The 22,460-nt window shown below is 66.6% G+C and carries 17 protein-coding genes; 12 read left to right on the forward strand and 5 right to left on the reverse strand.

Annotation, left to right across the window (positions count from 1 at the left end; translation table 11 throughout):
• Positions 1–898 (reverse strand): FAD-dependent oxidoreductase (locus JSV65_13360; GenBank protein UCH33543.1); only part of this gene is annotated, 898 nt, incomplete at its 3' end.
• 199 nt (positions 899–1,097) lie between these two features.
• Positions 1,098–2,648, reverse strand: coding sequence for an L-aspartate oxidase (gene nadB, locus JSV65_13365; GenBank protein UCH33544.1), 1,551 nt, complete (start codon positions 2,646–2,648; stop codon positions 1,098–1,100).
• A gap of 388 nt (positions 2,649–3,036) precedes the next feature.
• On the opposite strand from nadB, the gene JSV65_13370 reads away from it, so the two are divergent.
• A complete protein-coding gene (locus JSV65_13370; GenBank protein ID UCH33545.1) occupies positions 3,037–3,777 on the forward strand; it encodes a GNAT family N-acetyltransferase in 741 nt (246 codons plus the stop codon).
• Between the two features lie 123 nt (positions 3,778–3,900).
• On the opposite strand, the gene JSV65_13375 is transcribed toward JSV65_13370, so the two are convergent.
• Positions 3,901–4,227: a hypothetical protein gene (locus tag JSV65_13375; GenBank protein UCH33546.1), complete on the reverse strand. Its 327-nt coding sequence runs from the start codon at positions 4,225–4,227 to the stop codon at positions 3,901–3,903.
• 273 nt (positions 4,228–4,500) lie between these two features.
• Here JSV65_13375 and JSV65_13380 point away from each other — a divergent pair, with 273 nt between their 5' ends.
• The 11 genes from JSV65_13380 to JSV65_13430 all read left to right on the forward strand — a co-directional run bounded on the left by JSV65_13380 (position 4,501) and on the right by JSV65_13430 (position 18,911).
• Entirely contained in the window at positions 4,501–4,794 is a 294-nt protein-coding gene (locus JSV65_13380) for a hypothetical protein (protein ID UCH33547.1), read from the forward strand.
• A 148-nt stretch (positions 4,795–4,942) separates the two neighbouring features.
• Entirely contained in the window at positions 4,943–5,857 is a 915-nt protein-coding gene (locus JSV65_13385) for a carbon-nitrogen hydrolase family protein (GenBank protein UCH33548.1), read from the forward strand.
• A gap of 99 nt (positions 5,858–5,956) precedes the next feature.
• On the forward strand, positions 5,957–6,124 hold the full coding sequence (locus tag JSV65_13390) for a hypothetical protein (protein ID UCH33549.1): 168 nt from the start codon (positions 5,957–5,959) through the stop codon (positions 6,122–6,124).
• A gap of 183 nt (positions 6,125–6,307) precedes the next feature.
• The gene (gene trxA, locus JSV65_13395) at positions 6,308–6,637 is read left to right on the forward strand and encodes a thioredoxin (GenBank protein ID UCH33550.1); all 330 of its coding nucleotides are present in this window, start codon (positions 6,308–6,310) and stop codon (positions 6,635–6,637) included.
• Positions 6,638–6,959: 322 nt separating this feature from the next.
• Complete coding sequence (gene trxB, locus JSV65_13400; GenBank protein ID UCH33551.1) at positions 6,960–7,886, forward strand: thioredoxin-disulfide reductase; 927 nt, start codon at positions 6,960–6,962, stop codon at positions 7,884–7,886.
• A gap of 259 nt (positions 7,887–8,145) precedes the next feature.
• Positions 8,146–9,147 (forward strand): Gfo/Idh/MocA family oxidoreductase, encoded by a 1,002-nt coding sequence (locus JSV65_13405; protein ID UCH33552.1) that lies wholly within the window; start codon positions 8,146–8,148, stop codon positions 9,145–9,147.
• Positions 9,148–9,358: 211 nt separating this feature from the next.
• Positions 9,359–11,149: a DNA primase gene (locus JSV65_13410; protein UCH33553.1), complete on the forward strand. Its 1,791-nt coding sequence runs from the start codon at positions 9,359–9,361 to the stop codon at positions 11,147–11,149.
• A gap of 195 nt (positions 11,150–11,344) precedes the next feature.
• Positions 11,345–13,153: an RNA polymerase sigma factor RpoD gene (gene rpoD, locus JSV65_13415; protein ID UCH33554.1), complete on the forward strand. Its 1,809-nt coding sequence runs from the start codon at positions 11,345–11,347 to the stop codon at positions 13,151–13,153.
• A 362-nt stretch (positions 13,154–13,515) separates the two neighbouring features.
• Complete coding sequence (locus tag JSV65_13420) at positions 13,516–13,977, forward strand: hypothetical protein (GenBank protein UCH33555.1); 462 nt, start codon at positions 13,516–13,518, stop codon at positions 13,975–13,977.
• Between the two features lie 152 nt (positions 13,978–14,129).
• Entirely contained in the window at positions 14,130–15,440 is a 1,311-nt protein-coding gene (larA, locus tag JSV65_13425) for a nickel-dependent lactate racemase (protein UCH33556.1), read from the forward strand.
• A gap of 27 nt (positions 15,441–15,467) precedes the next feature.
• Positions 15,468–18,911, forward strand: coding sequence for a DUF4091 domain-containing protein (locus JSV65_13430; protein ID UCH33557.1), 3,444 nt, complete (start codon positions 15,468–15,470; stop codon positions 18,909–18,911).
• Positions 18,912–19,128: 217 nt separating this feature from the next.
• Here the strand turns inward: JSV65_13430 and JSV65_13435 are convergent, their stop codons facing one another.
• Both JSV65_13435 and JSV65_13440 read right to left on the reverse strand, forming a co-directional pair.
• Complete coding sequence (locus tag JSV65_13435) at positions 19,129–20,532, reverse strand: MFS transporter (GenBank protein UCH33558.1); 1,404 nt, start codon at positions 20,530–20,532, stop codon at positions 19,129–19,131.
• A 74-nt stretch (positions 20,533–20,606) separates the two neighbouring features.
• Positions 20,607–22,004: an MFS transporter gene (locus JSV65_13440; protein ID UCH33559.1), complete on the reverse strand. Its 1,398-nt coding sequence runs from the start codon at positions 22,002–22,004 to the stop codon at positions 20,607–20,609.
• Between the last annotated feature and the right edge of the window lie 456 nt (positions 22,005–22,460).

The raw sequence follows: 22,460 nt of genomic DNA on the forward strand, positions 1-22,460 counted from the left end.
CCTTGGGGCTGACCCATACCAGTTCCCAGTTGCGCGCCTCCTCGGCGTGCGGCCCGTTCTTGATGTGATCCCAGACGCTGTAGAACTGCCGCAACAGCTCCTCGTAGATCTCGTGGTCGTCGCGGATGGTGTCGAGATTCCCGCCGGTCTCCGTCACCCACATGAAGCAGAACTCCGCGCGGTGGTTCCACGACGCATGGGAGTAGAGGCAGTCCGTGCCCCCGTGGTACTTTGGCGTGCCGGGTGGGGGACCGAATTCGATGGAATGCGAGGCCTTGCGCACGAGTGCCGTGATGCTCGTGCCCATGGTGATGCCGTCCGCCTGCTCCGGCGCGCTGCGCTCGCCGAACTCGGACTGCGCCTCACGTCCCATGCGGAACTCAGCGCCCCCGCGCGCGGCCACATGCCCGTCCCCGCTGGCCTCAATCACCAGTCGACTGACGTTGATGCGCGTGGTGACGAACGTCGCGCAGTCCTCGACGAACACAGCAGTGATGCGACTGCCCGCGACCACCGGCTCCTTCGCCAGGTGCCGTTTGAGCACCCGCACCCCCGCCCGCCGCAGGAAGTCGTGCAGCAGCGAGTCCCACTGCCGCGCGATGTTGTAGTGATGCCCGTGGGTGTGGAGCTTTGCCCGCAGATACGCGGCCTCCTCCTCGATCTCCCCGACGAGGCCGGTCTCGGATGCGTAGGGATGGAACGAATGCGCGCCGGAGATGTGGACGCCGAGGTCGGGAGATGAATTGCCGCCGAGCAGCGCGTCCTTCTCGACCAGGATGACGTCACATCCCAGCCGCCCCGCCTCCACCGCCGCGCAGATCCCCGCCAACCCCGCGCCGATGACCAGCACTTCGCAGCCCAAAGTCTCTTCGACGGGATATGACGCTTGCTCGGTCACGGCTGCTTGCGGCTTTCCCTGGCACCCCACAGATCACAAGGATTATCCGAGATCCGCGACACCTGTGGATTGCGCTTCCGTGGGGCCCGAAGACGGCGCGCCGAAGGGATGCAACCCTCCGCCAATCCGCGTCTACCAGCGGATAGACGTCCCTCTCTGCGTTCTCAGCGATCTCTGCGGTTGCCCCTTGGCGCCATCCCTAGTCCAGCCGGTAATGGCACCCGCGGCTCTCGGGGTTGCGCCGCGCCGCGTCGGTGAGCATGAGAGCCACCTGGATCGCATTGCGCAGGCCGACCACGCTGTCCGACAACTTCGTCTCGCGGTAGAACTGCTCGATGCGATGCTCCAGATAGTTGAGGTCCGCCACCGCGCGGTCGAGCCGCTTCCTCGTGCGCACGATGCCCGCGTAGTTCCACATCGTGCTCTTGATCGCCGACCAGTCCTGGATGATGAGAGCGGGGTCAACTTTTTCGGTCAGCCCGGCGTCGTGCCAACTGGCGACGTGGTCATACGGCGCCTTGTCGGCCGCGAGTCCCCGGCGCGCGATGTCGAGCCCGGCCCGGCGCCCCCACAGCAAAGCCTCGAGCAGGCTCGTGCTGGCGAGGCGATTGGCCCCGTGCAGGCCGGTACAGCTCACCTCGCCGACGCCATACAACCGCTCGATCGCCGTGCGCCCGTGGAGGTCCACCTTGACCCCGCCGCACGCGTAATGCGCGGCGGGCACCACCGGAATCGGTTGCCGCGTGATGTCAATCCCAAAGCTCGCGCACGTCTCGTAAATCGTCGGGAACCGCTCGCGCGGATTCACCTGGAGATCGCTCAGGTCGAGCAGCACGTACGGATCGCCGTTCTTGAGCATCTCCTGATGGATCGCGCGGGCGACGACATCGCGCGGGGCGAGGTCGGCCAGGGGGTGATACTGCCGCATGAACAGATCGCCCCGGCGAGTGCGCAGTACCGCCCCTTCCCCGCGCAGCGATTCCGAGATCAGGAACCCTTCGGCATCGCGGTGATACAGAGCCGTCGGGTGGAACTGAACGTACTCCAGGTTGATGATCTCGGCGCCGGCGCGCGCGGCCATCGCCACACCGTCGCCGCGCACGACCCGCGGGTTCGTCGTGTGCTGGTAGATCTGCCCGAAGCCGCCGGTGGCGAGGACGGTGGCGGCGGCGAAGACGCGTCCGATGACGCCGCGCGAGTTGTCCAGGATATACGCGCCCAGGCATCGGTTGGGCTGGTAGCGGTCGAGCGGGTCGAGCGAATGGTGAGGAATCGTGATTAGGTCAACGGCGGTGCGGTCGGTCAGCAGGCTGACGTTGGGATGTTTGCGCAGCGCCTGAATCAGCGGCTTGGCGACGGCTCGGCCGGTCGCGTCGTCGGCATGGAGGATACGGCGCGTCGAATGCGCAGCCTCCTGGGTCAGGTCGAGGTCGCCCGTCTCGCTGCGCGAGAACTCGACGCCGAGGCGCTTGACGAGCAATTCCTCGACGAGTGCCGGGCCCTCGTGGGCGAGAACCCCAACCGCCCCGGGGTCACAGAGGCCGTCTCCGGTCGCGATGATGTCGCGCGCGAGCAGCTCTGGAGAGTCATCGAGGCCGTGGCCGATGATGCCGCCTTGCGCCTGGGCGGTGCTGGAGTCGAAGATGTCGCCCGTCTTGCTCGTGACGACGACCTTGAGGCCCTCGTCGGCGGCTGCAAGCGCAGTCGCGGCGCCTCCCGCGCCGACACCGATCACCACGCAATCTGTCATCAAGTCCTCAGACAATTCCGCCTACCTTACTGACCGTCCGGCATACGGCCGCCCGCGGCTCGTCGAATGAGGGAAACGTCGCGCCGGGGTCCACACGTCGTTTCGGCGCGGCGCTCCGTGTTTCCTTGCGAGTCTCATACGGCGAAGCCACAAGGGGAGCCAGCACCCCGCGGCGAACCATCCAAGGCCGTTTCGGTCGCAAGCGACATCGCGCTGCCCGTAGTCGTTCAGGGACCGGCCGGAGGAAATGCGCGAATCGTGGAGCGCTTGGCATGAGCGGAGGGCCGCGCCGAACTCTTCCGGACGAGGTCCTTGAGATGCGCACCGAAGCCCATGAGTCATGCGGATAATACAAGGACCTCGATAGCGAGGGTATGCATATCCAGCGATGGAGAACCCTGCGGCTTGGCCGACACAGCTAACGGACTACCTCACCGAGCGCCTCCAGTGCGAGCCCGAGTTGCTCGCGCGCCCCGGCGTGCACCTGGTTGAGGCGCGGCAGCCGCGGCTGCGCGTGTTTCGATATGCGATGCCGCTGTGGATCATGGCCTTCGAGGACACCGCAATCGCGTCGGTTGCGCCTGAGATGGCCTCCGCCGTCGGCAGGATTATCGAGCGTGCGACCGTCGAGCAGCTCCTCCACGCGCCGGTCGTGACGCGCCTCCGGGCCTCCGCGGCCGCACGCGGACCCGTTGACCGGTTCGGGCCCGGGTTATGGCTCTACTGCACCGAGGAGACCTTCACGCAGCGCACGCTGGCCGAGGTGGTGCCGGTCCCCCCCGACCACCCGGAAGGCAAGACCTTGCGCCAACGCCACGGTGGGGAAGTCTTCGGGGTCTTCCGCGGACCAGAGCTGATCTCGAGGTCGAGCATCAAGACGGAGAACGACACGGCGTGGGAGATCGCCGTCACGACCGCCGAGGCCCACCGCCGACACGGCCTGGGCGCCAGCGTCGTCTCGCGCGCCACGGAGTTCATCCTCGCAAGCGGTAAACTGGCGCTGTACAACTGTGACCTCGACAACCATGCCTCGCAAGCGCTGGCCGAATCCCTGGGCTACCGTCTTTTCGCGCGCGATCTCATGTGGACGATCGAGGCGATGTGGATGCAATGGTTCTGGACGGACTAAACAGAGCAGTTCGGCGCGGATCAGCGCTGATGCACAACCGCCCGGGGGGAATAGGTCACAGGCCTAAGGGCGAAAGGCGCGGGCGCAGACCACCGGTTGGGCCGAACCGCGAGGCAGGGCGCCTTACGGGCGAAAGGCGCGGGCGCAGACCGCGTACGCGGCGCGGAACTGGCGCACGATGAAGCTGACCAGTGAAATGGATTCGCTGTCCGCGCTTCTGAAATACGCGCAGCGGCGGAAGTCCTCAGTGAGGCAACAGTCGGCCTGGCAGCTCAACGGAAGGTCGCGCGGCCCCTTGCGCCGAAGGGGGTCGGCGTAACAGACGTTGAGCGTGCACGGCATGGCATAATAGCTCCCGGGATGACTCGATAACCCGAGGCGCGGACAGCTCGTGCCGGGAGCCTGCGTATCGTGTGGGACAATGGTGTAGGCGAGCATCTTCTCTCGCACGGGACGATAATCGCGTCAGCTAGTTTATTCCACACTGCGCGCCACAACATGAGAAGCCGTGGCGGTCTCGCGTATCAGGCGAGGCCGTAGGACGCGTACCTGAAGGCTCGGGACTCCTTCCAGACGAGGTCAACTTAGGCGCACTGGCCCGTGCAGGGCACTTCGCTGATCTGAGCACTTGGCTCGGCTTGTCCTACGAGGAAGTCGGGGTCGGCCGACCGGCGCGCCGCATCCGCGGTCAGTCGCCGCGAGTCCCGTAAACTGGAGGTTATCATGGCCGATGATCTGCACCTGACGCAGGAAGAGTGGGAGGCGCTGGAGCCGCACCTCGCGACCGCCGAGACACATGCCCACGACGAGTTCTTCACCATGGACGATATGCAGCAGATCCTGGGGGATGATCGCACCACCCCCGGCGCCCGGCTGCTCCGGTTGCTCCTGCAAAGCGGCAACGACGAGGCGGTGGCGCTGTTTCGCGCCGCCGAGGTCTACAACCACGAGCTGACCCGCCACGGCTACGCGGCCGCCTTCCGCTGCGGCGTGGGCGCGGCCAAAGCGCGGGAATAGCTCGCGGCGCCGCTCGCGCCTTTGACGCCGCGGAACCGAGGCGCCACTGATCGAACTCGCGCGCCGCGGCGGCTGAAGCCCCGACCAAGGCATCGTGCGGCAAGTTCCTTCCGAATCACGCACTGCCAAAGGAAAGAGACCCTCAACCATGGCTCGCTACGTCACCGTCGCCAGCATATCCCGCAGCCCCATCGAGTTCCAGGGCAACCCGCAGGCGCTCCTCGACAACGCGGCTCACTTCGTCCGACGGGCTAAGCTCTTCGGCGCCGATATCGTGGCCTTCCCCGAGGTCTATCCCCATCACACCGGCGGTGAGACGCCTGCCGCAGTCGCCGAATCGCTCACCTCGCTTGGCCCCACGCTGCAGCGCATGACCGCCGAGGCGAGCAGCAACAGCCTCCATCTCATCTGGCCGCTATACACGTGCGAGGGGGACCGCGTCTACAACTCTTCCGTGCTCATCGCACCCGACGGCGGCATTATCGGCGCGTATCATAAGATTCATCCCACCATCGGCGAAATCGAGAGCGGCATCACGCCCGGCACCGAGGCGCGCGTCTTCGACACCGACGTCGGCCGCATCGGCATGGCGATATGCTACGACCTCAATTTCCCCGACGTCCGCGACGGCCTCGGCGCCGCCGGCGCGGAGATGATCTTCTTCTCCTCCGCCTATCGCGGCGGACTGCAACTCCGAATCTGGGCCTTCGAGTTGGGCGTCTATGTCATCTCGGCGATCCTCGCCGAGCTGGGCCGGATCGTGGATCAAAGCGGCGCGGTCCTCGCGGAGTCCACCTACGAGGCGCTCATCGCCCGCCGCATCAACCTCGATCGCCGCCTGCTTCACATGGACTACAACTGGGACAAGATGGACGCCATCCTCGCCAAGTACGGCGCGGATGTCTCCTTCGAGTACTTCACGCGCGAGGCGGTCTTCACCATTGCCTCCGAGCGCGAAGGGCTTTCGGTTGACGACGTCATCGCGGAGTTCGGCCTCGAGGGGCGCGCCGACTATTTCCGCCGCGCCAACGAGGTGCGCCGCGCCGCGCTGGAGAAATCATAGTCCGCATCGCGCCAATGTGCCGCGCAATGCACGGGCGCTCGGTTGACGGGCTGGCCCCACATGGGTACGATAGCCAATGGTTTGAAAGGACGGAAACCAATGGCTTTGCGTATTATTGCGGGCCTGGCCGCTGGCGGCGGCGCGGGCTTCGCCTTGCATCTATTCGCGACGCGCGTGTTCGGCGGCGGATGCCCGCTGACGTGCAATCCGTACATGGCCGTCGGCCTTGGCGTAGTGGTGGGCCTGATGTGGGCGCTCGGCATCTGACGCGTTGACCCGCACCACAGGGCCCCGTCGAACCATCGCTTCGCCACCATTTGGGATGTTCGGCGGTAGCAGACGGCCGCGCCGAGCTCTTCCAGGCGACGCCCCTGAGGTGGGCACCGAAGCGCGCGAGTCATTCCGATAGCAAGAGAACCTCGATAGAACCACGATTCGGAGGAGAACGACATGGCTGAAGTCGCCAGTGTCACGGAAAGCGATTTCGAGCAGGAGGTGCTCAAGTCCGAGCTGCCGGTGTTGGTGGACTTCTGGGCCCCGTGGTGCGGGCCGTGCCGCGCGGTGTCGCCGATCGTCGAGAAGGTCGCAGCGGACCTCGCGGACAAGCTCAAGACGGTCAAGGTCAACGTGGACGAGGCACCCGGTTTGGCGGGGAAATACGGCATCCGCTCGATCCCGAGCCTTTTCATATTCCACAGCGGCGAAGTCGTGGACTCCATGGTCGGATTCCTGCCGGAGTCCGAACTGAAGAAGCGCGTCGAGCAGGTGATCGCGCAATAGGCGCACCTCGGATCACTCACGCCAATGTGGGGGCCGGTCTCCCGAGGTGGTTGCACAATTATCGAGGTTCGTGTATTTAGGGAAGGGCGCAAGGGACGGCGGGGCACCTCCCAAACGGACCTCGTCCGGAAGAGTCTGCGTGTATTACCGGCGCTGCGGTAATACACGAGACTCTATAACTGGCACGCCCTTCACCGGCCCCGAGACTGTTATTCAGAGCGGCACGCCGAGCGTGGGCGAGGCGCAAATAGAAGCATCTCGATACAGTCCAAGGCATTGCGCAGGGGCCTCTCCCGACCGGCCCGTCTGAAGCTCGCGTCACATGTCAGAGCACGACCTAGTCATCATCGGCGCCGGCCCTGCCGGGTTGACCGCCGCCATCTACTCGAGCCGCGCGGGGCTTGCGCCCCTCGTCGTCGAACGCCAGCTCCCCGGCGGGCAAATGGGCCTGACGTACCTCATCGAGAACTTCCCCGGTTTCCCCGAAGGCGCTGCGGGAGTGGAACTCGCCGAGCGAATGCGCCAGCAGGCCGAACGCTTCGGCGCCGAGTTCCGGATGGCCGCCGTTGATCGGATTCGGCCCGGCGAAGGCGGCATTGAACTCGACCTCGAAGGAGAACCCCTGCGTGCGCGCGCACTCATCGTCGCCACCGGCGCGCGCTGGCGCGCGCTCGGCGTGCCGGGGGAGCGGGAGTTCCTCAGCCGAGGGGTGTCCTACTGCGCGACCTGTGACGGTCCCCTCTATCGCGGCCAGCCGGTCGCGGTCGTCGGCGGCAGCGACCACGCGGTGGAAGAAGCGCTCTTCCTCGCCCGCTATGCCGAACCGGTGTACCTCATTCATCGCCGCGACCAACTGCGCGCCACGCAGGTGCTTCAGCGCGAAGTCCTGTCGAACGACAAGGTCACCGTCCTGTGGAACACGGTGGTGACCGAGATCGTCGGCGCCGACGCCGCGGTACGCGCGCTCAACCTGCGCAACGTGGCCACCGGCGAGGAGTCAACGCTCGAAGTGCCTGCCGTGTTCGTCTGCGTCGGCACCGAGCCGGTGTCCGAGGTGGCTGCGGGCGTGCTCGAACTCGACGACAAGGGCTACATCGTCGTGGACGCGGACCTACGCGCCTCCGTGCCCGGCATCTATGCCGCAGGAGATGTCCGGAGCGGGGCCTGGCCGCAGGTCGTCACCGCCTGCGCCGACGGCGCCCTCGCCTCCCGCTCCGCCGAACGGTACCTTCAGGGGCTTGAAGTCTAGCGGCGAGACGCCCCTTCCACTTTGGCCTGACTCAGGCATTCAGGGTCGCCCCGATACATAGAGGCACGTCACCATGGGCCCGCACGTCGGACGCGCCATCGTGCGCGCCCGCTGATTCGGTTGTTTGGTCCGCATTCCGCCCGGCAGGTGCCCACCAGCCCCCCATTGAATCATACGCGCGACGCGGCCTTGACCCGGCGGGATTACGGCGCCCGCCGGGTGCCATCGGGTCGCCGAGACAGAGGAGGTCACTCAACCTATGCCAGCCAAAGTCCGGGTCGGTTTCATCGGCAGTGGAGGCATGGCGCGCGCCCACTCCGAGCCCCTGAGCAAGCGCAAAGACGTTGTCATCGCCGCCTTCTGCGACGTGGATCCCAAGCGCACCAAGGCGATCGCGGATCAGTATGGCGCGCCCATGTTCAAATCGGCCAAGGAGATGCTCGACGCGGTCGAGCTGGACGCCGCTTACGTCTGCCTGCCCCCGTTCGCCCACGGGGCGGAGTTCGACCTCATCGACAGCGGCATCCCGTTCTTCGTCGAGAAACCCATCAACCTCGACCTCGGCCAGGCCAAGGAGATCGCCGCGGCGGTGAAGGCGAAGAAGCTCATCACCTGCGCCGGCTACATGAACCGCTACCGCCGCGGCGTGCAGACCGTCAAGAAGCTGCTCGCCAAGGATCCCGCCGTCTTCGTCAACGGCGGCTGGATCGGCGGCACGCCGCGCCCCAATCCCGCCATCGGCATCTGGACCTGGTGGGTGCAGAAGCAGAAGAGCGGCGGCCAGTTCCTCGAGCAGGTCACACATACGGTGGACCTCGCCCGGTTCCTGTGCGGCGACGCGGTCGAGGTGCATGCCTTCGCGGCGACCGGGTTCAACAAGGGCACGCCGGATACCTACGACATCGAGGACGCCAGCGCCGTCAACATCAAGTTCGCCGACGGCGCCGTCGCCAACCTGTGGGCGTCGTGCTCGAGCAACGCGAGCGGCGGCGTCTCGCTCAACGTGTACGCGAATAACCTGGCCGCGCAGTTCACCGGCTGGGAGCATTCGGTGCGCCTGATGCAGGTCGGCAAGGACACCATCGAGATCAAGGGCGAGGGCGACATCTTCGCCGTCGAGGACGATGCTTTCATCAAAGCGGTGCGGTCGGGCAAGCCGGCGGGCATCATGTCGCCGTACGACGACGCGGTGAAGACGCTCGCCATCAGCGTCGCCGCCAACAAGTCCATAAAGACGGGCAAGCCCGTCCCGGTGGGCTGAACAAGCTCAACCGGGCGGCGCAACGCGCCGCGCCCGGTCAGCGGCAGCAACGTGTCGCCCCGCGCGTACAAACCGTCTGCGCGCCACCCCGCGGCGCGAAATTGATGCCCTCGGGCAAGAGGAAGACCAACCCACGCGCCGAAATCACTACAACGTCGCGGGCGGTTCGTCACCGCCCGTTCATGGTCTTACCACCACGTAGGATACAGTGATGGCCGACTCCCGACCAGTCTATAGTGTGGACGAAATACGGGAGCGGACGAACATAGTCGAAATCATCGCGCCGCACGCCACCCTCAAGCGGGCGGGCAAGCGACTGACGGGGCTCTGTCCGTTTCACCAGGACACGGCGCCGTCTTTCACGGTTGACCCCGATAAGGGGCTGTGGCACTGCTTCGGTTGCGGGGCGGGGGGCAATGTCTTCCACTTCCTCATGCGCGCGGAGAACCTGACGTTCGCTGAGGCGGCGCGCAAGCTTGCCGAGCGGCTTGGGGTGCAGCTCAAGGGCAGCCGCGAGGATGACCGCACCCGCAGCCTCAAGGATTCGCTCGCCCGGGTCAACGCGGAGGCCGCGAGCTTCTTCCGCCGGCAGCTCGAGGATAACGAACGCGCTCGGCAATACTTGCATGACCGCGGGGTCAGCGACGAGCTGATCGCCCACTTCCGGATCGGCTGGGCGCCTGCGGAGTGGGATGCATTGTACAAGCATCTGCGCCGGCAGGGCTACCGCGACGCGGATATCGAGAAAAGCGGCTTGTGCGTGCAGCGCCCGCGCGGTGACGGGTGCTATGACCGCTTCCGCGCGAGGGTGATGTTCCCCATCTTCGACGCGGACGAGCGGGTCATCGGTTTCGGCGGCCGCATCCTCGAGGGCGATGAGGCCAAGTATATCAACTCGTCCGAGACGGCGTTGTTCCGTAAGGGACGCACGTTGTACGCGTTCCCCCTGGCGCGCAAAGCGATGGGCGAGCGCGGGCGGGCCATCGTCGTCGAGGGCTATTTCGACGCCATCGCGTGCCACGCGGCCGGCTTCACGGAAACCGTGGCGACTCTCGGCACCGCGCTGACGCAGGACCATCTCAACGTCCTGCGCCGGCACACGGAGAAAGTGTATGCCGCGTACGACAGCGACTCCGCGGGCATGAAGGCGATGCTGCGCAGCCAGGAATTGTTCGAAGCCGCAGGGCTTGAAGTCCGGATCGTCCGCTTGCCGGAGCAGGACGACCCGGATTCGTTCCTCGCCGCGCGCGGGCCGGAGGCGCTCGGGGCTGAGTTGGACAAGGCGGTCACCGCCGTGGACTATCGGCTGGCCGTAATCGCCGACGGCCATCCGGACACCGAGGACGGCCGCCTGGGTCTGATGAAGGAGGCGGTCGAGGCACTCGCGGAACTCAAGGACGCCGTGGCGCAGGCCCACTATATCAGACGCCTGGCCGAGCGCTGCTGCCTGCCCAATCTCGAACGTGTGGGGCTGATGGAGCAGGCGCTCCATCGCGAGTTGCGAAAGAGAACGCCAAGAGGCGGCCGCCCGATTGAGCGCCCGGCGGCGCCGTCGAGCGCTGCCGAGCGGGTGGAACGACAGGTGCTCGCGATGATCCTTCACAGCGAGGCCATCGCGCATCGGCTGCTTGACGAATTGTCGCCTCACGACTTCTGCGACGACCGATACCGGCGGGTATTCGAGACCGTGAGGGAGAAGGCGAGAACCGGCGCGGCCGCGGACATCGCGGACATGCTCGCGCGGGAGCAGGGAGAGGAGCTGTGTGCGCTGGTCTCAGGGTTGGCTCTGGCGGAAGACGAAGCCCTGCCCTCGGACTCGGAGATCAGTGAAGCCGTCGAGCGCATGCGGGAGTGGCGGTGCGCCCGGCGCTGCAGGGAGTTGCTGGAAAAGGCGAGCGCGCAAGAGCTGAGCGCGGAAGAGTGGGCCGAACTCACCGACCTCAAGCGGCAGCAGTCGCGCGCTACCGGACGGCGCAGCATCGGCGAACCCGCCGCGCAGTAGCGCCCCGGGGCCGGGTAGGAAAAGGCTGCTGAAGAGAGAAGTCATCCCAGGCGCAGCGAATAACCTCAGTTGGGCAACCGGGCGGCGCGCCCCGCTTGGAGCCAAGATGCGGCATGTCTTGCGGCAGCGGCTGGGGAAACATCAACAGGAGCTTGCGCGTCATACGCGTAGAGGTGGGCTCGAGGGTCGTGATTGATGGCTGAAGTGGACCTACGAGACACAGAAGAGGTCCAGAGACTGCTGGAACGAGGCCGGAAGCGCGGCGGCGTCCTTACCTATGAGGAGATCAGCGACACGCTGACCGACGAAGTGGACCCGAATCAGATAGATCTCATCCTGCGGACGGTGGCGGACGAAGGGATTCAGGTCGTCGACCGGTTGCCAGAAATCCCTTCGCCCGAGGGGCCGCGCACCCGCGGTCGCCGCGCTGCCCGCGGGGAGGAGCCGTCCGAAGGCATTCCCCCGGACGATTCCGTGCGCATGTACTTGCGCGAGATCGGTCGCGTCCCGCTGCTGTCGTCCAAAGAAGAGGTCGAGCTGGCGAAGAAACTGGAATGCGCAACGCTTCTCGGGCGCATCCAGCGGATCTGGGACTACAGTACGCAGTACGTGGGCAAAGAGCCGAATCTGCGCCAGATATACGACGGCATCGCCCAGGTCACCGACAAGGCAATGCGCCAGCGCGTGGAGTTGCTCGAGGATGCGCTCAAGCGGGCGAGCGCCCGCGAGCCGGTGGACGAGCCAACGCCGGAGCAGGCGCTGGCGGCGCTCAAGGCGATGCTCCAGCAGCGGCTGCGCGACGTGAAGACACGACAGGGCGTGCTCCTGCGCGAGTACGCGCGTGCGGAGGAAGGAGGCGGCCGCCTCACCCGGCAGGAGGTTCAACGCGGCCTCAACGAGAGCCGCAAGCGTCACCTCATGTACGAGCGGATCCTGCGCGAACTGACGCTCAAGAAGGTGCGCGACGCCTTATTTGCGCGCAAGGTGTGGGACGAGTTTCGCCTCGGCGCGCGCACCGAGGACGACATCGGCAAGGAAGAGCTGGACCGCCGCCGCTACGACGCTGAAACCATACTTGTCAAGTCGGAACGCTATCTGCGGAAAGTCCTGCGCGTCGTCGGCTGGCGGCGTCGGCTGCGCCGCCAGTTGGGGCGCGAGCCGCGCCTCGCGGAACTCGTCGAGGCAAGCGGTGTGCCCGAGAAGGACGTCGCGCCGATGTCCATGTGGGCCGCCGCGATGATGGCCGAGGGCGAGGCCGCGAAGCGGCGCCTCGTCGAGGCCAACCGCCGCCTCGTCGTCAGCATCGCCAAGAAATACAGCGGCCGCGGCATGTCTTTTCTCGACCTCATCCAGGAGGGCAACATCGGCCTCATCCGCGCCGTCGAGAAGTTCGACTACCGCAAGCGCTTCAAGTTTAGCACCTACGCCACCTGGTGGATACGTCAGGCCATCACTCGCGCCATCGCCGACCAGGGGCGCACCATCCGCATACCCGTCCATATGGTGGAGACCATCAATAAGCTCATCAAGGTCTCCCGCCAACTGCTCCAGGAACTCGGCCGCGAACCGACCCTGGAGGAAATCGCGGAGCAGATGGAGGGCCCTCCGGCGACCCCCGAGGAAAAGGAAAGGGCCGTCGCCCGGGTCAGCGATATCATCCGCATCGCTCCCGAGCCGCTGTCGCTGGAAACGCCTATCGGCGAGGAGGAGAACAGCCACCTCGGCGACTTCATCCCCGATTCCGATGGCGTTTCGCCCGACGACGCGGCGAGCATCCTCGTGCTGCGCGAGCAGATAGATGACGTCCTCGCCGATCTCACCCCGCGCGAGCGCGACGTCATCAAGTTGCGCTTTGGGCTCGATGACGGCTACGCCCGGACCCTGGAAGAGGTCGGCCAGCACTTCAAGGTCACCCGCGAGCGCATCCGCCAGATCGAGGCCAAGGCGCTCAAGAAGCTCAAGCAGCCCGGCCGCAGCAGAAAGCTCAGGGACTACCTGGAGTAAGCCGACACCGCGCCCGGTCCCGACGGCACGCGAAGCGGCCCGATCAACGGAGCACAGGCGCCCTCGCCTGTGAGTCGAACCCCGGAGGAAGGTGCATCGCCATGCGCGTGTGGGGGCTCAGGACTGTCGTCGCCGCAGCCGTGGTCGCGTTCCTTTGCGCCGCGGGTTGCCGCCGGCACGAGTCGGAGACCCGAAGCGCCGCCGCGTCCCGCGCGGGCGCGCCAGCCGCAGCGGAGCCCTCTGAGGGACCGGACGACGCCGACGACTCCACGCCCCAGTCGCCGGCGACGCAACCCGAACCGACGCCGAAAGCTCACCAACCCCGCGTCGAGCGGCTCCACACGTCCGACGGGATCGTGATCGTGACGCGGACGCCCAAGGCGGCGCCTGCGGATCTGGGCGTCCCCGCTTTCCGCGATGCAAGCGAGAGGGAATCCGCGGTCTGGCGCCTGAAGCCGCCGAAAGGGCGCGAATGGGTCCTGGCAATCGCGGAACTCACCACCGCGGCGCCCGTGCAGCGTGTGGAACACTTCTACCGCAAGGCGCTCGGCGACCCGGAGATCCGCCGCACCTCGGCGAAGAGCGGGAACCTGGTCGTCCTGAGCCGGGTCAAAGGCCTCGGCCCTGAGAAAGAACCGAGCGAGACATCGCGCGAATCCGAATCCATCGTGGTGCGCCTCACGCAAGACGCGGGCGCCAAGCTGACGACGATCGTCATTCGCCGGGCCGTGCGCGGTGCGCCGGTGAAGCTTGAGCCCTCCGGCGACCTCCCGGGCAGGCCCAGACCGAAGCCCCGCCCCAGGCCTAGAGCGACCCCCGTCTGAACCCGTCCGCCGCCCGCGCGCCGCTTGCCTCATCTTGGGTCTGCGGAAGGATTCCCCACGCCGCGCAGCATATCTCAATGACAGGCGCGGCGAGCGCCCGTGCCCGTGTTCGTGGGTTCGGGGAAACGGCGCCAGGCGCGTCAGCAGCATACATGCAGGACAACACCGTCGAATTGGCATATGGCGACGGCACCGTCCCGTTCAGCATCAACGAATTGGGGCGCTGCGAGACTATCAGCGGCCGGCCCGTGCCGGCGCTCGCGAATCCTCGCGATGCGATACGTGACGCTGTCCGCAGCCCGATTGGTTCGCCGCCGCTCCGCGAGTCCGTCGCGCCGGGCAACACCGTCGCGATCCTCACCCCGGACATCAGCCGCGTCGCTCACAGCGACCTCTACTTGCCCATCATCGTCGAGGAACTCACTGCCGCCGGCGTGCGCGAGCACGACATCACCATCATCTTCGCCCGCGGCACCCACCGGCCCAATACGTCCGAGGAGCAGCAGCGCCTGACCGGCGAACTGCGGGGGCGCATCCGCGCGGTGGATCACGACTGCACGGCGCCCGACAGCGTCCGCATCGGCATCACCTCGCGCGGAACGCCGGTGGAGATCAACCATATCGCCGCCACCGCCGACCGCGTCGTCGCGACCGGCGCCATCGTCTATCACTACTTCGCCGGGTTCGGCGGCGGGCGCAAGACCGTTCTCCCGGGTGTCGCCTCCTTCGACACCGTGCAGGCGAACCACCGCTGGAGCCTCCATCCCGCTGCCGGCAGTGGGCTCAACCCGCTTGCCTCCGCGGGGGCGCTGCGCGGCAATCCGGTGCACGAAGACATGGAGGAGGCAGCCGCGATGCTCGGGCCGGCCTTCCTCCTCAACGTCGTGGTCAACGACCGCCGCGAACTCGCGGGCGTCTTCGCCGGCCATTGGCAGGACGCTCACGCCGCGGGCGTCCGCTTCGTCGAAGGCGCGTATCGCGTCAACCTCCGCGAGAGGGCCGATCTCGTCATCACCAGCCCCGGTGGATACCCCAAGGACATCAACTTCTATCAGGCATACAAGGCGGTTGCTCACGCGTCGTGGGCAGTGAGGCCGGGCGGGGCGATACTTCTCGTGGCGGAATGCAGGGACGGCATGGGCGGCCACGGGGATTTCGCGGAATGGCTGCGCCTGGGCTCGAGCGCCGCAATGGAGGCACAGCTGCGACAACGCCACGAGGTCGTGGGCCAGGTGGCGCTGATGGCGCGCATCACGACCGAGCAACTGCGCATCGTCCTGCTGTCGCGCCTGCCGGACGACCACGCTCGCCTGCTCAACGTGACGCCGGAGCGCGATCCACAGCAAGCGCTTGCCATGGCTCTCGACACCGGGGGCGCGCGGCGCAGCCCCCGCCTGACGTACATCATGCCGCAGGGATACGTCACGTTCCCCGTGGTGGCGGGCTGGGAAGCCGGATCCTGACAACTGGGTATTCCGACGAGGAGCGAAATGGAGACTCACACCGTCGTAGTGGCTGCACTCATCGCGTTGCTCGTCCTTGCGTGTGCCGCTGCTTCGGCCGGCGCGGACGACATCGTGCCGAATCCATCCTTCGAGCGCGGAGCAGGCGCCGCGCCCACCGGTTGGACTCTGGAAGGCGGCGGGGCTTGGGCAACTGATGTCGCCCACACCGGCAAGCGCTGCATCGCCGTGACCGGAGACGGCACCACGAGCAGCTACTGGCGCACCGACCTCAAGCTCAAGGCCAACGCACCCTACGTCGTGAGCTTCTGGCTGCGCGGTGACCGCAGCGCCCCCGACGGCTGCGCTATCTCGGGTCCGGATTTCGCCAATCGTGACTATGGCGTGCCATCCGAATGGACCCGCCGCGAATCGGTCTTCGTCGCTCCGGCCGGCGGCGACCACTACCTCCGGTTCGGGCACTGGAAGGTCTCCGGCACCGTCTACTTCGATGACATCGCCATTCACGAGGTGACCCCGGTGCATCGGCGGCAAGGCACCCTGGTCCTCGGCGCCGGCGAGCGGATCGGCCGCGGCGCGTATCTCGCGTCCCCAATCAGCGCGACCGCAGGCGGCAACTACCACCGCACCCTCGCGGCCTTCAGCGCCGCCTGGAACACCAACCGTTGGCGCATGGGCGACGGCGCCTTCGTCATGTACCGCCACGACATCGGCGACATCGTCCAGCGCGCGGCAAAAGTCACAGTTGACCTTAGCTACTACCAGTCCGGGAGCTGTCGCGTCGAAGCGAGCAATGACGGCGAGAAGTTCGTCCCCGTCGGCGAGATCGGCGAGGAAAGCCGGTCACTGCCGCTGCCCCCCGAGCTTTTCCCGGCGCGAGCCGTATGGGTGCGCCTCTCCGCGCGGCAGGCGCAAGGGCGGGAAGGCGACTCCGATCCAGGCTCGTTCCAACTGACGGGTTATACCTACCGCGCGGAACTCGCCACAGCGCTGCCCGATATGGCCGGGGAGACGAGCTTCTTGAAAATCGCGAAGCAGTCGCCCGACCTCTCGGTCACCGTGGACAGTCTGGGAAGCCTGCGGCCGGCTCCGCGCAATGAAGCGCGAATCGTATTGGAGACGCAGCGGCCGCGCCAGGTCAAAGTGCGCTTGGCGATCGGCTCGGCGAGGGTTGAGAAGAACGTCGCCCTCAAGCCGGGGCGCACGCCGGTCAAGGTTGCGTACTCGCTGACTGCGGCAGGCGAGTCGCCGCTGGTCCTCGCCGTGAGCGAGGGAGCGCGCAAGGTTCTGTACGAAGCCCGCTCGTCGGTGACCGTGCCCATGCTGTTCGCGGCAGACTACGGCGCGCTGCTCTCAGCGGCCCCGCTGCCGCTGTGGTGGTGCGGCGCGACATACAAGGTTTCGACCGATCGGCCGCTGCCGCAGGCGCGGGGGAAGGTGGTGCGCCTGGCCGCGGCGCGCAATGAGTACGAGTCGTTCCAGTTGATCCTGCGCCCCGAACACGGGCTGCAGGATGTCACCGTCCAGGCAAGTCCTCTGGTCGGCCCGATGGGCGCGGAAATCGCCCCGCCGGAGATTCGCCTCGTCGGCTATGTCAACGTCGTCCACCCGACCGATCAGCTGGGGACGCCCGGCCTGTGGCCCGATCCGCTGCTCCACTACAAAGGCGCCTTCGACGTGCCCGCGCACCAGAACCAGCCGATATGGCTGACGGCTTACGTGCCGCCTGACGCCGCCCCGGGGACGTACCGCGGCACGGTCACCGTCTCTGCGGGCGACGACAGCGTCGCAGTCCCGGTCCACCTTAAGGTATGGAACTTCACGCTGCCCAAGGAGAGCACCATCAGCTCCGGCTTCGGTTTCTCCCCCGGCCTCGTCGCACAGTATGACAACATCAGCGCCGATGCCCTCGCGCAGGTCGTTGACCAGTACTACCGCGCCTTCCAGAGCCATCGCATCAGCCCATACTCGCCGATGCGCGCGCCGGTGGTCAGCTTCGGCCGCGACTGGGACGGCGGCGAGATCGTCAGCGGCGAGGCCTTCGACGGGCAGCGCTGCATGCACGTCGTTGACAGCGACGAGAACCGCGCGGTCGATGCTCGCACCAGCCGCGTCATCTCGGTAGACCCGCTCGCACAGTGCCGCTTCACCCTTGCGTTCCGCGCCGCCCAGCCGCAGCAGCAGGTGCAGGCCACGCTCGGCCAATTCGACGCCGAGGGCCAGTGGCTCTACGGCCGCAACATTGACCTCGTCTTTGACGCCGCGCAGGACTGGCGAACGGCCGAAGTGGATCTCAGCGGACGTATCAATCCCGACACCCGCTCTGTGCAGATCGTCCTGCGCCCGTGCCTGTGGACTGAGGACGGGCGGAACACCGGCGAGGCATGGTTCGACGCCGTCCGCCTCATCGCCGCGGACTCGACCGACAATCTCGTGCCGAACGGCGGATTCGAGGATGAGCAGGAGATCGAGGTCACCTTCGACTGGGCCGACTTCGACCGCGATGCCGAGTACTACCTCGGCGAACTCGGGTTCAACAGCTTCAACATGCGCGTGGCCGGCCTCGGCGGAGGCACCTTCCATTCTGCTGCGGCGGCCGAGATCGCCGGCACCCGCGCCGGCACGCCCGAGTACGACCGGGTCATGGCGCAATACCTCGGCGGTATCCAGCAGCACCTCGAACAAAAGGGGTGGCTCGACAAGGCGTATGTCTATTGGTTCGATGAGCCGTCCGAGGAGCAGTACGAGTACGTCCGCGGCGGCCTGGAGACCTTGCGCCGCTTCGCGCCTAAGCTCAATCGCTTCCTCACCGAGCATCCGGTCGAGCCGCTCTACGGCTCGGTCAACACCTGGTGCGTCCCGGTCGGCGCGTATGACCCGGAGACCTGTCAGGAGCGCCAGCGCGCAGGCGACGAGGTCTGGTGGTACCTCTGCTGTGGGCCGCATGCGCCCTGGGTCGGGCTGTTCATAGACCACCCTGCGGTTGACTTCCGGACGTGGCTGTGGATGAGCCACAAGTACGGCGTCACCGGCATCTTGATCTGGCAGACCAACTACTGGACGAGTTCCGCTGCCTTCCCCCCGCCGGAGATGCAGAATCCGTATGAAGACCCGATGAGCTATGTTTCCGGCTACGGCACCTCGCCGGGCACCAGGCTGTTTTGGGGCAACGGCGATGGCCGGCTGTGGTACCCCAGCAATCGGCATCCCGGCGAAGATGATTCGCCGTACGCCGACGGCCCGGTGCCGTCCATCCGCGTGGAGCTGCTGCGCGAGGGGATCGAGGATTACGAGTACTTCCAGATCCTGAAGAAGCTCGCCGACCGCCCGGGCGCGCCCGCCGAAGCGAAGGCGCTGCTCGAAATCCCCGAGGATATCATTAGGGATCTGACGCACTACAGCTTCGACCCCGAGCCGATGATGCGCCACCGCGCCAAGGTCGCCGCGATGATCGAGCGCTTGGCCGATTGACCGGTCGCGCGGTTCGCTGGTCCTGAGCAGTGCCCCGACACGTTGGGGCTCTGGAGCGCGGCTCGGCCGCGCCATCGAGGGATAGCCGCGCGGGTGCCTGGGGGCTCTGGAGCCGGTCACGGAAACCACAGAGCACACAGCGAACACAGAGGGCGGAGAGCCTGATGTAGGGCGGGAGCTTCAGTCGCCTTCGGAGACTTGCCTCCCGCCCGCGAACCTAACGCCGCCGCAATCGCTGCACGGTTGCCGCAGCGATTCCGCCGGGCTCCCTGAGCAGGTCGGTGACCAGTGCCGCCGTCGAACGCGCCTTGGGCTCCGGCAGCCGCGGCACGAATACCGCGAGGTGAATCACACGCAGTAGCGTCGCCGCCAGGAATACGCCGTGCAGGTTGACGAGCCGGACGCCCCAGACGACCCTCTCCCAGCCCGTCAGCCATTGCGCGATCGCGCCTCCCAGTACCGGCGCCACCGCCCCCACCAGCCCGGACACCACCGCGACCGCCGCAACGTGCGCGCTGCGCTTGTCCGCCGGAGTCATGGTGAACAGCATGTTCAGTTCCGCCACCGTCAGCGCCGCCGTCACGACCCCGGCGACCACCGACGCGGCAGTCAACAGCACGTAGCTCGTCGGTCCGGCCAACCCCCACATCACCGGCACCAGAATCGCCAGCATCGTCGTCAGCATCAGCACCGGCCGGTTCCCGAAATACGCGATCTGCCGCCCGAACGCCGGCCCCAGCAGCGCCGCGATCACCAGCGGAATCACCAGCATGTAGAGATTCGTGAAGAACTTGCCCAGCGCAAGGTTCTCGAGCAGATACAACGTCGCAAACTGGCCGATGATCCCGTAGCTCGCCGCCGACGATGCCGCGTAGAACAGATAGCGGCGAAAGCTCGCGTCGCGCCACGGCGAGAATATGATGCTGATCAGCGACGGCGGCTCCGAGGCACGGATTTCATAGCGTCTGGGCACGAATGAAATGAACAGAACGTCGCCGATCCCCATCAGTGCAGCGAAGCCGAAGATCGCGAAGAACGCGAGGTAGGAACTGCTCCGGTCCAACACCCACCCGACGACTAGCGCGACAATGATGCCGGTCACCGTGCCGAGCCGGAAGCGCGTCCCGAGAAACCGCGCCCGCACCCGCTGCGGGATGACATACGCGATCCACGAAATCCACGCGGGCGTCATCGCCGAGCCTAGTGTCGAGGACAACAGCGCCAGCCCGAGCAGAGCCATCAGCCGCCAGCGTTCGTGCGCCGAGGGAATCAAGAAAGGCAGCGCGCCGACGAGCACCCACAGCGGCCGCTGGATGAAGCCAGCCACGAGGAAGATGAGCTTGCGCCTGCCGGTGCGCTCCACCCAGTAGGATGACAGCGGCTGTGCCACGACCCCCAGCACAGCCGCGGCCGACAGGAGCCCCAGCATCAACGGATTCGCGCCGAGGCGCACCGCGTATGCCGTGTACGGCGCCCCCTGCACCGCCGCCCACCAACTCGCGCCGCATAGCCCCCACGCGAGGAACAGAATGGTCAGGTCATGTCGGACTTCCGAATGCCGCCGCCGCCTGCGGACTTCTCTGTACGCGAACACTGACCTACGGTTGGGCGCGTGGCGCATTCTTCTCTCTTGTAAGGCCTATCCTGGCCGCTCGCTCGCGCAACCGCCGAGCCTTGGGGGGCATCGTCTGCGCGTCACCGTCGCACAAGCCGCCGCACAGCCGCACTGGCGGCTCCCTTCGGCGCTTTGAGCACGTCCGCCAACAGCTCACCTACGGGGCGGGCGTCAGGCTCCGGCAGCCGTGGGACCAAGATCGCCGCGTGCAAGATTCGCAGCACGGCCGCTGCGAGGAACACGACGTGAAGGTTGGTCACGGGCAGGCCCCAGACCGTCGCCGACCACCCTGTCAGCAACTGGGCCACCGCGCCCCCGACCATCGGCGCCGCCGCGCCAACCGTCCCCGCGGTCAGCGCGACGGCGGCGAGATAAGCGCTGCGTCTGGCCGCCGGTGTCATCGCGAACAGCATGTTCAACTCCGCAATGCCGAGCACTCCGGTCACGATCCCCGCCAGCACGCCGGCGCCGGCGAGCAGTGCCGCGTTGTGATGGCTGGCTGCGCCGAACATCAGCGGCAGCGGGACCGCGACCAAGGTCGCCAGGAGCAGCACCGGGCGATTCCCGTAGTCCCCGATCCGCCGCCCGATCATCGGCCCCAGCATCGCCGCTACGATCATCGGCAGCACGAACAGGTACAGGTTCGTGTAGAACTTCCCGAGGCTGATCCGCTCAAGCAGATACAGCGTCAGGAACTGCCCCAGGATGCCGTAGCTCGCCGCGCTCCCCGCCACGTAGTAGAGGTAGAGCCGAAACCGACGGTCGCTCCATGGAATGCGCAGGATCGTGGCCACCGAGGGCGGATCGGGCGATGGCGCCTCATCGCCGCGCGGGATGAGAAAGAACAGCACGATGTCTATTGTGCCCATCAACGCCGCCGCGCTGAATATGGCGAAGAACGTGCGATAGGAGCTGTCCCAGTCCAACACCTTGCCCACGACCAGGGCCGTGATGACGCCGGTGATCGTGGCCAGCCGATAACGCACGCCGAGGAATCGCGCGCGCAAGTGGCTCGGTATCACGTGCGCCATCCAGCCGATCCACGCCGGGCTGCCGGTGTTCCCCATCAACGACGACGTGAGCGTCAGCAGCAGCAGCCCGATCACGCGCCACTCCGCGTGCCGCGAGGGAATGAGAAACGGCAGCGCTCCGACCAATACCCACAACGGGCGCTGAACCAGGTCAACCGCCAGGAAAATCGCCCTGCGTCTTCCGGTGCGCTCGATCAGGTAGGCCGAGAACACCTGCCCGACCACGCCGAGCACCGCCGCAGCGGACAGAAAGCCCAACATCAGCGGGTCCGCGCCCAGGCGTACCGCGAAGGCAGTGTAGGGCGCGCCGAGCACGGCGTTGAACCAGCACGAGCCGAATACGCCCCACGAAACGAGAACGATCGTGAGGTCAGTTCGCAATCGCGAGGGCGAGCGCCCGTCGTCCGGGGCGCCGTCCTGCACCGTCACCGCTCCTGGATTATCCATGCCCACTCAAGCCCCGCGCGTCGTACACCCGATGGCCGTGATGAATAACCCCGCGAGCCCAAGCTCGGAATGCGAGAACCCGGCAGTGCCAACCTGCGCTGCCGATGGATAATGTAGCCCAACGTACCGTCGCTTCACGAATGATTGCCTTTGGTTCGTCGCGCCAATTGAGTTATCCTGGCGCCGGGCGCCGCCATGTCGCCCGACGGTGCACGACGACATCCCGGCCTTGCCCCGTGCCCCGCCCGACCGCGCGCCGCGAGACGAGAAACCGGTCTCCGCGCTCTTGACAGCCCTGCCGCTTCTGTGGAAGACTTATAAAGACCTGAGGGCCGGATCGATCGCAAGACCGACGGCGCTCCGGGCTCATAGGCCGAAATGGATCGAACACCGGACAGATCGCGTTTCACGACTGAGGCCGCTGCGAGCAGCGCTTCCGCGCTCCCGCTCGTTGCG

The sequence above is a fragment of the Armatimonadota bacterium genome, assembly GCA_020354555.1.
GTDB lineage: Bacteria > Armatimonadota > Hebobacteria.

Bases quoted from the DNA above. Each gene is read 5' to 3' on its own strand.
- nadB (UCH33544.1), bottom strand. From the start codon at position 2,648: ATGACAGATTGCGTGGTGATCGGTGTCGGCGCGGGAGGCGCCGCGACT.
- JSV65_13370 (UCH33545.1), top strand. From the start codon at position 3,037: ATGGAGAACCCTGCGGCTTGGCCGACACAGCTAACGGACTACCTCACC.
- JSV65_13380 (UCH33547.1), top strand. From the start codon at position 4,501: ATGGCCGATGATCTGCACCTGACGCAGGAAGAGTGGGAGGCGCTGGAG.
- JSV65_13385 (UCH33548.1), top strand. From the start codon at position 4,943: ATGGCTCGCTACGTCACCGTCGCCAGCATATCCCGCAGCCCCATCGAG.
- JSV65_13390 (UCH33549.1), top strand. From the start codon at position 5,957: ATGGCTTTGCGTATTATTGCGGGCCTGGCCGCTGGCGGCGGCGCGGGC.
- trxA (UCH33550.1), top strand. From the start codon at position 6,308: ATGGCTGAAGTCGCCAGTGTCACGGAAAGCGATTTCGAGCAGGAGGTG.
- trxB (UCH33551.1), top strand. From the start codon at position 6,960: ATGTCAGAGCACGACCTAGTCATCATCGGCGCCGGCCCTGCCGGGTTG.
- JSV65_13405 (UCH33552.1), top strand. From the start codon at position 8,146: ATGCCAGCCAAAGTCCGGGTCGGTTTCATCGGCAGTGGAGGCATGGCG.
- JSV65_13410 (UCH33553.1), top strand. From the start codon at position 9,359: ATGGCCGACTCCCGACCAGTCTATAGTGTGGACGAAATACGGGAGCGG.
- rpoD (UCH33554.1), top strand. From the start codon at position 11,345: ATGGCTGAAGTGGACCTACGAGACACAGAAGAGGTCCAGAGACTGCTG.
- larA (UCH33556.1), top strand. From the start codon at position 14,130: ATGCAGGACAACACCGTCGAATTGGCATATGGCGACGGCACCGTCCCG.
- JSV65_13430 (UCH33557.1), top strand. From the start codon at position 15,468: ATGGAGACTCACACCGTCGTAGTGGCTGCACTCATCGCGTTGCTCGTC.
- JSV65_13435 (UCH33558.1), bottom strand. From the start codon at position 20,532: ATGCGCCACGCGCCCAACCGTAGGTCAGTGTTCGCGTACAGAGAAGTC.
- JSV65_13440 (UCH33559.1), bottom strand. From the start codon at position 22,004: ATGGATAATCCAGGAGCGGTGACGGTGCAGGACGGCGCCCCGGACGAC.